This window comes from Burkholderia sp. Se-20373, from assembly GCF_017104705.1.
Taxonomy (GTDB): Bacteria; Pseudomonadota; Gammaproteobacteria; order Burkholderiales; family Burkholderiaceae; genus Burkholderia.
In genome coordinates this window covers 1-10,454 of record NZ_JAAGPH010000114.1, presented here as the reverse complement: position 1 = coordinate 10,454, position 10,454 = coordinate 1, and the positions used below count along the sequence as shown (strand labels likewise).

Here is a 10,454-nt window from a genome sequence, read left to right as displayed (position 1 = left end):
GTGGACGCGTCGGCAGTGGCCGGCATATTGGCCGGTTTTAAGCGATGGTAGCACTGGGGCAAACCCGCCGCCCATCGGTTGGAACGCGGGGGAATTGCGGCGGCGCGTCAGAAAAACAGGGCGGAACCATGCGTTACATCATGTAAAAGCATGTAAAGCCGGCCCCATCTTCGTGCAAACGCCGTTAATCTTGTCGGCCTGCCGGAGGTGCCCGGTCGCGTTGGCTGGTTTCGACGTAATCGGGGAGGCGCCGGCAGTTTTACAGGAGGTGCAATGAACACACGTCATATCCAGAGTTTCCTGATCGTGTCCGCCGCGTTTTTCTCGATGACCGGCCCGGTGCACGCGCGCGGCGCGAGCGCACTGGCGGCAGCCGGCGCGCAGATGCAGCAGATCGTGCCGGCCCAGGACGCTGTCGCGCAGCCGTCGGCCGAGCGCGCCGTCGAGTCGAAGGCGAACGCGCGTTGATCCGCTCGCGCGGCCTGCGGGCCGCGCCGGAATGCAAAAAGGGCGGGAATTCGAGGATTCCCGCCCTTTTTCTTTGCGCCGCCGGATCGTGCAGGCTGCCGGGTTGCCCCGGGTTGCCGCGCGCCGGATGCGTCAGGCCTTGTCCTGCACGACGCCGCGGCGGATCTGGTCGAGTTCGATCGATTCGAACAGCGCCTTGAAGTTGCCTTCACCGAAGCCCTGGTTGCCCTTGCGCTGAATGATCTCGAAGAAGATCGGCCCGATCTGGTTCTCGGTGAAGATCTGCAGCAGCAGGTCGTCGCGTGCGCCGTCGATCAGGATCTTGCGCTTCTTCAGCTCGTCCAGCGATTCGCCGTGGTTCGGCACGCGGCGGTCGACCAGTTCGTAATACGTGTCGATCGTGTCGAGCAGCTTCACTTCCTTGCTGCGCAGGCCATCGACCGCCTGGTAGATGTCGGTGGCGCCGAGCGCGATGTGCTGGATGCCTTCGCCGTGGTACGCGTCGAGGTATTCCTGGATCTGGCCGGCCGTATCCGAGCCTTCCTCGTTGATCGGGATGCGGATCTTGCCGCACGGCGACGTCATCGCCTTCGACTTCACGCCCGTCACCTTGCCTTCGATGTCGAAGTAGCGCACTTCGCGGAAGTTGAACAGGCGCTCGTAGAACTCGGCCCACTCCTGCATGCGGCCGCGATGCACGTTGTGCGTCAGGTGATCGATGTAGGTGAGGCCGTGACCGACCGGGTTCGGGTTCGCGCCGGCGATCGGCTCGAAGTCGACGTCATAGATGCTGATGTCGCCGATGGCGCCCGGTTGCGCGCCGTTCTTGCCGCGCCAGCGGTCGACGAAATAGATCAGCGAATCGCCGATGCCCTTGATCGCCGGGATGTTCAGCTCCATCGGGCCGGTCTTGTTGTCGAAGCCCCATGCGCCGAGTTCCAGCGCGTGCTTGTACGCCTTCGCGGCGTCCTGCACGCGGAACGCGATCGCGCAGATCGACGGGCCGTGCAGGCGCGCGAAGCGTTGTGCGAACGAATCGGGTTCGGCGTTGATGATGAAGTTGATGTCGCCCTGGCGGTACACCGTCACATCTTTGTGGCGGTGGCGCGCGATCGCGGTGAAACCCATCCGCTCGAACAGTTGTCCGAGCGCTTTCGGGTCCGGTGCCGTGTATTCGATGAATTCGAAGCCGTCGGTGCCGACGGGGTTGTCCCAGTTCGGGATCTGCATGGCGTGTCTCCTGTGGGGGCGATCGGCCGGGGCGACGTGCGCAGGCCCGGCCTGGTTCGATGTCGAACGGGGCGCACGCGGTGGCGTGCGCGACGAATCGGTGCGTGCGACAAAGTGTAGCGGGCAGCCGCGAGCGTAAACTTGCGAACTTAATTGCCCGAACCTACGATGGCGCAATTTCCCGTCTCAAATTACTCATTGGAGGGCAGAAGATGGCGCAAGCCGAATTGGATGCCATCGACCGGCGGATTCTCGCGATTCTTCAGGAGAACGGGCGCCTGTCGAACCAGGAGATCGCCGAGCGCGTGAACCTGTCGCCGAGCCCGTGCCTGCGGCGGATCCGGCGGCTCGAGGAGATCGGTGTGATCACCGGTTATGTCGCGCTGCTGGATCCGCAGAAGCTCGGGCTCGACCTGCTCGCGTACGTGAGCGTGCGGCTCGAGAAGCGTGGCGGCCTGGCGCCGGTGCGTGCCGACGAAACGTCGGCGCGGGCAGGCGCGACCCATGCGGAGCTGTTTCGTGCGGCCGTGCAGACCTGGCCGGAAGTGGTCGCGTGCCACGCGATGACGGGGGATATGGATTACCTGCTGCGCGTGCAGGTCGAGGACATGGCGCATTTCTCCCGCTTCGTGCAGGAGCATCTGCTGCATCACCCGTCGGTGATCGACGTGAAGACGAGCTTTTCGCTCGAATGCTTCAAGGAGACGACGGCATTGCCGATTCGTTCGGTGCGCTAGCGCGCGGCGGGGAAGGGGGGGCCGGGCGCGCGGCAGGCGCGGCCCGGCTGGCTGAAGTTACGCCGTCAGCGCGGCGGGCATCAGCGATTCGATGAACTTCGTGGTGCGGCGCGCCTGGCGCTTCATCGCGTAGTCGAACACCGCCGCCTGCTCCTGCAGCATCTCGGCGATGATCGTCGAGTGGTCGGCCGGCGGCAGCGACAGGTACGCATCGGCTTCGCCGTACGCGTACTCGATCCGCATCCCGGATTTCTTCGCGATATGCATCATCGTCGCGTTACGCGACAGGCAGTGCATGTACAGCATCGTCACGTGCGTGTTGCGGCTGCGGATCGCCGCGCGCTCGAACAGCTTCGAGCCGACGCCGCGGCCGCGTGCGCTTTCGAGCACCGACACGCCGAATTCGGCCGTGCGCTTGTCGCCCTCGGCCGGCAGGTAGGCCAGGTGGCCCACGCCGATCAGTTCGAGGTCGTGGTCGAACACGCCGAACACGGTGTCGCGGCCGAAGTCGATCGTGCGGACGTAATTCTCGATCACGTGGTCGGGCACCATCTGGCCGAAGCGCAGCAGGCGGTCCTCTTCGTCGAGCGAGAGAAAGTGGGTGAGCATCTGCTCACGGTCTTTGGAAGCCAGTTCCCTGACGAGAACCGGCGCACTGCCGACCGTGCCGACAACTTCGGCAGGGCCGTTGAATTGCGTGTTCATCGTGGGTTCCTCAGTGTGGGTGCACAAACGGGTTGTGCAATGCAACAGCATTTTACCCGAGCGAGGTTGGGGAAAACCCGTATTTGACGTTATTTGTGCTGAATGGAAATTCTAAAACCGCTTAGTTAATTCTGTAAGTTGTTGATTTTAAGCGAATTTAAAAGTCATCATATGAAATGCGCGACAGGCAGCCGCAGTGTGCCTGTCGCGCAACGCTTGCTGCTGCGCGTCATTCAGGCGGCCGTCGACAGCCCGCGCTCGATCAGGTCGATCACCTGTTCGGCGAAGTCGCGGTAGCCCAGGCGGCCGCCCGGCTTCAGCCAGGTGAACGTCCAGTTGATCATCCCGAACACCATCATCGTCACGGACGTCTGGTTTTCCTTCGAGATGCGGTCGGGGTACGCGCGTGCGAGCTGCCGCGTGAACGCCGCGACGATGTCGCGCTGGCGGTCGAGCACGATTTCGCGCTGCGCGTCCTCGAGATACTTCACGTCGTTGAGCAGCGCGACGTGCCGGCTGTGCGACGTCTCGTATTCGGCGAGGAACGCACGCACCAGCTCGGCGAACGCGTCGCGCTCGCTGAGGCCGCGTCGCTGGCTCGCCCCTTCGACCTCGGCGATGATCAGCATCAGCCGTTTCGTGTAGCGGTCGAGCAGGTCGAACAGGATCGCTTCCTTGCTTTCGTAGTAGTGATAGAGGCGCGCCTTCGACGTGCCGCTCGCGGTCGCGAGATCGGACATCGACGTGCTCGGGTAGCTCGTCTGCGCGAATTTCTCGGCGGCCAGATCGAGGATCTGCTCGCGCTGGGATTCGTGGTCGGGCGCTCGGGTACGGGCCATGGTCGAATGGGGAAGATTAGCGGTGCGGGGTGGCCGTGCGGGCCGCACGCACCTGCGTGGAAGAGAGGGCGTCGGGCGCGTCGTCCTGCAGCTCGAGCCGGCCGGCCGCCGCGAGTTCGCGGCAGCGCCACCAGGCGATCGAGTCGCTGACGAACAGCCCGCCGCGGTCGGCGTCGGCCATGATGCCGCCGACGAGGCGCGCCGCGGGCCGCCAGTCGGTTTCCGCGCGCGCGACGATCAGCGCGTCGAGGTCATCATAGTAGCCGCTCTTGATGGTGTTGCTGACCCAGTAGCGCAGCTCGGCGTTCAGGTGCTTCGCCTCCTGCCATTCGAGCGCGAGGCGGCCGATGCGCAGCACCGAGATCGGTGCGGCCACCGGGCGCTTGCGCGCCAGTTCGGCCGGCGAGAACATGCCGGTCGCGCACGCCTGGTCGGTGCGCGATAGTGCCGCGCGCTGGGCCGAGTCGAGATCGGCGGCCGACAGACGCACTTCGTTCAGGCGTTGCGGGACATTGCGCAGGTGATAGGCGACGCGGCGCAGCAGCAGCTTGTCGCCGACGCTCGGCGCATGCCACACGACCACCTGGCCCGTATCCGTCGCCAACTGGTCGAGGCGCGCGAACTCGCCTTCGATCTCCGCGTTCCAGTCGGGAATCTGGTCGCCGAGCACGTGCTGCCAGAAGGCGGCGCGCGTGTCGGGCGTCTCGTCGGCGCCCTTGAGCGGCCCGACGCCGAGATCGTCGAGCAATCCGACGACGCGCTCGTCGCGTCCGGCTTGCGCGAGTGCCTCGTGCAGCGACGCGGCGGCGGTGCCGCCCTGAATCACATGAATGGTACTCATCGGCCTGTCGTCAACAAAAGAAAACCGCCGGCCGGGCGGACGTTGCGATGTCCAGCCGGCCGGCGGCCCCTAGTGTAAGCGAGATGTGTGACGGCGAGAAACCGCCCGGCGCCGCGACGCGACGTCGCTCAACGCTCGTCGTAGCTCACGATGACCTTGTCGCTGATCGGGTGGCACTGGCACGTGAGCACGAAGCCGTCCTTCACTTCATGCTCTTCGAGCGTGTAGTTCTTCTCCATCCGCACTTCGCCCTCGAGCACCTTCGCGCGGCACGTGCAGCACACACCGCCCTTGCACGCGTACGGCAGCGCGAGGCCCGCGCGCAGGCCGATATCGAGCAGGCTCACGCCTTCGTACGGCAGGCGCAGCTTGCGCTTCTTGCCGTCGAGCACGATTTCGAGGTCGGCGGCCGGGGTCTGGTCGGTGATTTCGACGATCGGCGCGCCGGCCTGCGGCAACGGCGTGCCGAAGCGCTCGACGTGCACCTTCGCCTGCGGCACGCCGGCCGCCTTCAGCGCCGCCTCGGCCGCATCCATCATCGGTGCGGGGCCGCAGATGAACGCTTCGTCGATCGCGTCGGCCGGCGTCAGCGTGTCGAGGAATTCCGCGCATTTCGCCTGGTCGAGCACGCCATTGAACAGCGCGACGTCCTGCTGGTCGTCCGACAGCACGTGATAGAGGACGAAGCGGTTCATGTAGCGGTTCTTCAGGTCCTCGAGTTCCTCCGCGAACATGATCGCATCGACGCTGCGGTTGCCGTAGATCAGCGTGAACGTGCTGCGCGGCTCGAGTTCGAGCGTCGTCTTCACGATCGCGAGCACCGGCGTGATGCCGGAGCCGCCTGAAAACGCGACGTACTGCTTGCCGTGATCGGCGTTCAGGTGTGTGAAGAAACGGCCGTCCGGCGTCATCACGTCGATCGTGTGCCCCGGCTTGAGCGAGTCGAACGCGAAGTTCGAGAAGCGGCCGCCGCGCACCCGCTTGATGCCGATGCGCAGTTCGCCGTCACGATCGTAGTCCGTCGTGCCGACGCAGATCGAATACGAGCGGCGCGTTTCCTCGCCGTCGATGTGGGTTTTCAGCGTGACGAACTGGCCCTGCGTGAAGCGGTACGCATCGCGCAGCTCGGGCGGCACGTCGAAGGAGACGGTGACGGCGTCGGCGGTCTCGGGCCGCACGTCGCGGATACGCAGCGGATGAAATTGCGGGGTCGCCATATCGATTAATAAGGTTTGAAGTAGTCGAAGGGTTCGCGACAGTCGACGCAGCGATACAGCGCCTTGCAGGCCGTGGACGCGAATTGCGCGAGACGCTCGGTACGGGCGGAGCCGCAGCGCGGGCACGCGGGTGCCGCGACCGGTCGCGGCACGAAGCGCACGACGTTTTCCCGCGGCGCGGCGGTGCCGCATTGGCCGGCCGGCGGCGCGATGCCGTACGCGCGCAGCTTGTCGCGTGCTTCCTGCGTGATCCAGTCGGTCGTCCACGCGGGCGCGAGCACTGTCTCGATCCGGTGCGGCGGGAGGCCCGCGGCCTGCAGCGCGGCGGCGATGTCCTCCGCGATCTGCGACATGGCCGGGCAGCCCGAGTAGGTCGGCGTGATCACGACCTCGAGCTGACCGTCGTCCCCGAGGCGGACGTCGCGCAGGATGCCGAGCTCGCGGATCGACACGACCGGGATCTCGGGATCCGGCACGGCTTCGAGCACGTCCCAGGCACGGGCGAGCAGCGGGTCGGCGTGGCGCGCGATGGGCACGGCGTTGGCGGGGGCGGTCTGGACGGACATCGTCGGGCTCCGTGGCGGGGCGGCCGGTTACCAGCTCGCGCCGGGATGCTGGCGTGCGAGGCTTTGCAGTTCGGCGAGCAGGTAGCCCATGTGTTCCGAGTGCTCGCCCTGCTTGCCGGTCGTCACATGCTGCACGGGGGCCGGCAGCGTGAGCGTCGCTTCCGCGAGCGCGTCGTCCACGTCCGCGCGCCATGCTGCTTCGAGCGCGGCCGGCGCGGGGGCGATACCCTCGGCGGCGACCGCGTCGTCGATTGCATCGGCAGCGAAGAATTCGCGCGTGTACGGCGTCAGGTAGTCGAGCGCGTTCTGCGCGCGGCGGTGCGATTCGTCGGTGCCGTCGCCGAGGCGAACCAGCCACTCGCGTGCGTGCTGCACGTGATAGCGGGTTTCCTTCACCGATTTCGCGGCGATTGCGGCGAGCTGCGTGTCGGTCGACGTTTCGAGTGCGGTCCACACGTGCAGCATCAGCGCCGAGTACAGGAAGTTGCGCACGATCGTCACCGCGTAATCGTTATCGGCGCGCGCGGTACCGGCGATCGGGCCGTAGTGCGGCAGCTCGGCGAGCGTGAAGTTCGCGAACTCGCGCTCGGTGCGGAAGTACGCGTAGTCGTCCTCGGTCTTCGTCGCGCCGGTGAGCTGGCGCTCGAGTTCGGCCGCGTGCGTGTACAGCATGCGCGCCTGACCAATGAGGTCGAGGCTCATGTTGGTGAGCGCGATGTCTTCCTCGAGGATCGGGCCGTGGCCGCACCATTCGGCGTTGCGCTGACCGAGGATCAGCGTGTTGTCCGCGAGGCGCAGCACATAGGAGAGGTGTTCGGGCGTGATCGTCATGGCGCGGGCGTTACATGTGGTTGACTTCGTCGGGCAGCGTGTAGAACGTCGGGTGGCGGTAGATCTTGTCGCCCGCCGGTTCGAACAGCTCCGCCTTCTCGTTCGGATCCGACGCGGTAATGGCAGACGACGGCACCACCCAGATGCTTACGCCTTCCTGGCGGCGCGTGTAGACGTCGCGCGCCATGCGCAGCGCCATCGACGCGTCGGCGGCGTGCAGGCTGCCGCAATGCTTGTGATCGAGCCCCTGCTTGCTGCGCACGAACACTTCCCAGATCGGCCATTCCTTGTTCATCACTCTCTCCTCAATCCTGAATCCTGAATTCGATGGTGTGCCGCCGCTCAGGCGGCGTGTTGTTCGGCGCGGGCACGGCGCTTGGCTTCGTGGGCGAGTGCGGCTTCGCGCACCCATGCGCCGTCCTCGTGCGCTTTCACGCGGGTCGCGAGGCGCTCCTTGTTGCACGGGCCGTCGCCGTTGACCACGCGCCAGAATTCGTTCCAGTCGATCGTGCCGTAGTCGTGATGGCCGCGCGCCTCGTTCCACTTCAGGTCGGGGTCGGGCAGCGTCACGCCGAGCACCTTCGCCTGGTCGACCGTCGCGTCGACGAACTTCTGCCGCAGATCGTCGTTCGAGATCCGCTTGATGCCCCATTTCGCGGACTGGTTGCTGTGAACCGAATCGGCGTCGCTGGGGCCGAACATCATCAGCACCGGCCACCACCAGCGGTTCACGGCCTGCTGGACCATTGCGCGTTGCGCGTCGGTGCCCTTCATCATCGACAGCAGCGCGTCGAAGCCCTGGCGCTGGTGGAACGATTCTTCCTTGCACACGCGGATCATGGCGCGCGCGTACGGGCCGTACGTGCAGCGGCACAGCGGGATCTGGTTCATGATCGCGGCGCCGTCGACGAGCCAGCCGATCACGCCGACGTCGGCCCAGGTGGGCGTCGGGTAGTTGAAGATGCTCGAGTATTTCGCCTTGCCGGCGAGCAGTGCGTCGATCAGCGAATCGCGCGATACGCCGAGCGTTTCGGCCGCGCTATAAAGATAGAGGCCGTGGCCGGCTTCGTCCTGGACCTTCGCGAGCAGGATCGCCTTGCGCTTCAGGCTCGGCGCGCGCGAGATCCAGTTGCCTTCGGGCAGCATGCCCACGACTTCCGAGTGCGCGTGCTGCGAGATCTGGCGAACCAGCGTCTTGCGATAGGCATCGGGCATCCAGTCCTGCGGTTCGATCTTGCCGTCGGCGGCCATGACCGCATCGAACCGCGCCTGCTCGGGCGACTCGGCTGCGGCGTCGAGCGGCGCGACGTTGCCGGGGATGTCGAGGGATTGCGTGTACATGGCGAGGCTCTCGTCCGGGTGAATGTGTGCGAAGTATAAACCAACCGACCGGTCGGTTAATAAATTTCTTGCGGATTTGCGGCGAGACTCGGGTAAACGAGGGACGTCGGGGCGTGATCGGACGGCATGACGGCGATCCGGCGCGTGGGGTTTGCGTCTTCTGCGGCACAATGCCCGCTTTCCGACGAGGATTTTGCCGATGTCATTTCGAAGCAGTATCGCCGCGGCCGTGCTGGGTGCGGCCGTCTTTGTTTCGCCGCTCGTGGCGTCGGCCTCGGCCGCGCCGGGCGGATGGGTGGCGGCGTGGGCGACCGCGCTGCAGCCGATCCCCGATCTTGCCGCACCGCCGCCGCTCTATCGCGCACCCGACGTGTCCGGCCGGGCCGTGCGCCAGATCGTCTATCCGACGGTGTCGGGGCGTGCCGCGCGGATTCGCGTCAGCAATGCCTACGGACGTGTGCCGCTGGTCGTCGAGGCGGCGAGCCTCGCGCGCGCCGGCGAAGGGGCGGCGCTTGCTGGTGCGGCGGAGCCGATCCGGTTCGGCGGCAAGGCGTCGGTGACGCTTGCGCCAGGTCAGGAACTCGAAAGCGATCCAGTGGCGATCGATGTGGCGGCCGGGCGGCCGTATGCGATCAGCCTCCAGATGGGGGCGAACCAGCGGATGACGGTCTGGCACCGCGTGTCGAACCAGTTCAATTACGTGTCTGCACCGGGTGACCATGTGAGTGATCCGGGCGCCGCCGCGTTCCGCACCCGTTTTACCCAATACGCATGGGTGAGCGAGCTCGCGGCCGAGGCCGGTTCAGCGCGCGCCAGCGTGGCGGCGATCGGCGATTCGATCACCGACGGGCTGCGCTCGAGCGTGAACCGGAATCGCCGCTGGCCGGATGCACTGACGCGTCGGCTGACCGCCTCCGGCATGGAGTCGATCGGCGTCGCGAATCTTGGTATCAGCGGAAACCGGCTGCTTAGCGATTCGGCGTGCTACGGCACGTCGCTGGCGTCGCGGTTCGAGCGTGATGCACTGTCGCGCGCGGGGGTGAAGGCGGCGATCGTGCTGATCGGGATCAACGACATCAACTTCGCCGCGATGCCGCCGCGCGCGGGGCTCGATTGTGACCACCCGCATACGCAGGTCACGGCCGCATCGCTGATCGACGGCTACCGCCGGCTGATTGAAGCGGCGCACCGTCAGGGCGTGAAGGTTTTCGGCGCGACGCTGACGCCGGCCGGGCTCCCGGAGGGGCGCGAGGCGATCCGGCTCGAGGTGAACCGGTGGATCCGGAGCGGTGGCGGGTTCGATGGCGTGGTCGACTTCGATGCTGTGCTGCGCGATCCGGCGCGCCCGAGCGTGCTGCAGCGTCGATACGATAGTGGGGACGGCATTCATCCGAGCGACGCCGGCTACACGGCGATGGCCGACGCGGTGCCGGTCGAGCAACTGCGGGCTGCGGTGGTCGGCAAGTGACGCGCTTCTATATATAGAGGGAAGTGTTGCCGGCAACGCGTAGGTCAGCGCCACCACTTGGCCCGTCGAGCGCGAAGCCCCCGTGCGCGGTAGCGCACGGGGGCTTTTTCAAAATATTTTCACAAAGGGGCTTGCGTAGACGGGGGCGGGTGCTTAGAATCACGCCTCTTTCGCGCTAACGGAAACGCGGCGCGGGAGAAGGGAAGCAGGG

The 10,454-nt window shown here is 66.1% G+C and carries 12 protein-coding genes; 3 read left to right on the top strand and 9 right to left on the bottom strand.

Annotated elements, in window-relative coordinates; all coding sequences use genetic code 11:
* The first annotated feature begins 273 nt into the window (after nucleotides 1-273).
* Nucleotides 274-468 carry a hypothetical protein gene (locus tag G3N96_RS28575; protein ID WP_046547411.1) on the top strand — a complete coding sequence of 65 codons (195 nt, stop codon included), beginning with the start codon at nucleotides 274-276 and terminating at the stop codon, nucleotides 466-468.
* Nucleotides 469-600: 132 nt separating this feature from the next.
* Here the strand turns inward: G3N96_RS28575 and hppD are convergent, their stop codons facing one another.
* Nucleotides 601-1,698 carry a 4-hydroxyphenylpyruvate dioxygenase gene (hppD, locus tag G3N96_RS28570; protein ID WP_039366871.1) on the bottom strand — a complete coding sequence of 366 codons (1,098 nt, stop codon included), beginning with the start codon at nucleotides 1,696-1,698 and terminating at the stop codon, nucleotides 601-603.
* Nucleotides 1,699-1,910: 212 nt separating this feature from the next.
* On the opposite strand from hppD, the gene G3N96_RS28565 reads away from it, so the two are divergent.
* A complete protein-coding gene (locus tag G3N96_RS28565; RefSeq protein ID WP_011655746.1) occupies nucleotides 1,911-2,435 on the top strand; it encodes an Lrp/AsnC family transcriptional regulator in 525 nt (174 codons plus the stop codon).
* A 57-nt stretch (nucleotides 2,436-2,492) separates the two neighbouring features.
* Here the strand turns inward: G3N96_RS28565 and G3N96_RS28560 are convergent, their stop codons facing one another.
* The 8 genes from G3N96_RS28560 to paaA all read right to left on the bottom strand — a co-directional run bounded on the left by G3N96_RS28560 (nucleotide 2,493) and on the right by paaA (nucleotide 8,775).
* A complete protein-coding gene (locus G3N96_RS28560; RefSeq protein WP_039366876.1) occupies nucleotides 2,493-3,140 on the bottom strand; it encodes a GNAT family N-acetyltransferase in 648 nt (215 codons plus the stop codon).
* Between the two features lie 233 nt (nucleotides 3,141-3,373).
* Nucleotides 3,374-3,979 carry a TetR/AcrR family transcriptional regulator gene (locus G3N96_RS28555; RefSeq protein ID WP_006482923.1) on the bottom strand — a complete coding sequence of 202 codons (606 nt, stop codon included), beginning with the start codon at nucleotides 3,977-3,979 and terminating at the stop codon, nucleotides 3,374-3,376.
* A gap of 16 nt (nucleotides 3,980-3,995) precedes the next feature.
* On the bottom strand, nucleotides 3,996-4,820 hold the full coding sequence (locus G3N96_RS28550; protein WP_206139256.1) for a DUF1835 domain-containing protein: 825 nt from the start codon (nucleotides 4,818-4,820) through the stop codon (nucleotides 3,996-3,998).
* Between the two features lie 128 nt (nucleotides 4,821-4,948).
* Nucleotides 4,949-6,037: a 1,2-phenylacetyl-CoA epoxidase subunit PaaE gene (gene paaE, locus G3N96_RS28545; protein WP_206139255.1), complete on the bottom strand. Its 1,089-nt coding sequence runs from the start codon at nucleotides 6,035-6,037 to the stop codon at nucleotides 4,949-4,951.
* A gap of 5 nt (nucleotides 6,038-6,042) precedes the next feature.
* Nucleotides 6,043-6,603, bottom strand: a complete 561-nt coding sequence (gene paaD, locus G3N96_RS28540) for a 1,2-phenylacetyl-CoA epoxidase subunit PaaD (protein WP_124584518.1) — start codon at nucleotides 6,601-6,603, stop codon at nucleotides 6,043-6,045.
* A gap of 27 nt (nucleotides 6,604-6,630) precedes the next feature.
* A complete protein-coding gene (gene paaC, locus G3N96_RS28535; RefSeq protein WP_124584520.1) occupies nucleotides 6,631-7,434 on the bottom strand; it encodes a 1,2-phenylacetyl-CoA epoxidase subunit PaaC in 804 nt (267 codons plus the stop codon).
* Nucleotides 7,435-7,444: 10 nt separating this feature from the next.
* Nucleotides 7,445-7,729, bottom strand: a complete 285-nt coding sequence (gene paaB, locus G3N96_RS28530; RefSeq protein ID WP_010092957.1) for a 1,2-phenylacetyl-CoA epoxidase subunit PaaB — start codon at nucleotides 7,727-7,729, stop codon at nucleotides 7,445-7,447.
* A 47-nt stretch (nucleotides 7,730-7,776) separates the two neighbouring features.
* A complete protein-coding gene (paaA, locus tag G3N96_RS28525; RefSeq protein WP_124584522.1) occupies nucleotides 7,777-8,775 on the bottom strand; it encodes a 1,2-phenylacetyl-CoA epoxidase subunit PaaA in 999 nt (332 codons plus the stop codon).
* A gap of 199 nt (nucleotides 8,776-8,974) precedes the next feature.
* Here paaA and G3N96_RS28520 point away from each other — a divergent pair, with 199 nt between their 5' ends.
* Nucleotides 8,975-10,243 (top strand): SGNH/GDSL hydrolase family protein, encoded by a 1,269-nt coding sequence (locus G3N96_RS28520; RefSeq protein ID WP_206139254.1) that lies wholly within the window; start codon nucleotides 8,975-8,977, stop codon nucleotides 10,241-10,243.
* Nucleotides 10,244-10,454 lie beyond the last annotated feature (211 nt).

Excerpts from the sequence above, each read along its gene's own strand:
- paaE (WP_206139255.1), bottom strand. The coding sequence starts at position 6,037 with ATGGCGACCCCGCAATTTCATCCGCTGCGTATCCGCGACGTGCGGCCC.
- paaD (WP_124584518.1), bottom strand. The coding sequence starts at position 6,603 with ATGTCCGTCCAGACCGCCCCCGCCAACGCCGTGCCCATCGCGCGCCAC.
- G3N96_RS28560 (WP_039366876.1), bottom strand. The coding sequence starts at position 3,140 with ATGAACACGCAATTCAACGGCCCTGCCGAAGTTGTCGGCACGGTCGGC.
- paaC (WP_124584520.1), bottom strand. The coding sequence starts at position 7,434 with ATGACGATCACGCCCGAACACCTCTCCTATGTGCTGCGCCTCGCGGAC.
- G3N96_RS28550 (WP_206139256.1), bottom strand. The coding sequence starts at position 4,820 with ATGAGTACCATTCATGTGATTCAGGGCGGCACCGCCGCCGCGTCGCTG.
- G3N96_RS28565 (WP_011655746.1), top strand. The coding sequence starts at position 1,911 with ATGGCGCAAGCCGAATTGGATGCCATCGACCGGCGGATTCTCGCGATT.
- G3N96_RS28555 (WP_006482923.1), bottom strand. The coding sequence starts at position 3,979 with ATGGCCCGTACCCGAGCGCCCGACCACGAATCCCAGCGCGAGCAGATC.
- G3N96_RS28520 (WP_206139254.1), top strand. The coding sequence starts at position 8,975 with ATGTCATTTCGAAGCAGTATCGCCGCGGCCGTGCTGGGTGCGGCCGTC.
- paaA (WP_124584522.1), bottom strand. The coding sequence starts at position 8,775 with ATGTACACGCAATCCCTCGACATCCCCGGCAACGTCGCGCCGCTCGAC.
- paaB (WP_010092957.1), bottom strand. The coding sequence starts at position 7,729 with ATGAACAAGGAATGGCCGATCTGGGAAGTGTTCGTGCGCAGCAAGCAG.
- hppD (WP_039366871.1), bottom strand. The coding sequence starts at position 1,698 with ATGCAGATCCCGAACTGGGACAACCCCGTCGGCACCGACGGCTTCGAA.
- G3N96_RS28575 (WP_046547411.1), top strand. The coding sequence starts at position 274 with ATGAACACACGTCATATCCAGAGTTTCCTGATCGTGTCCGCCGCGTTT.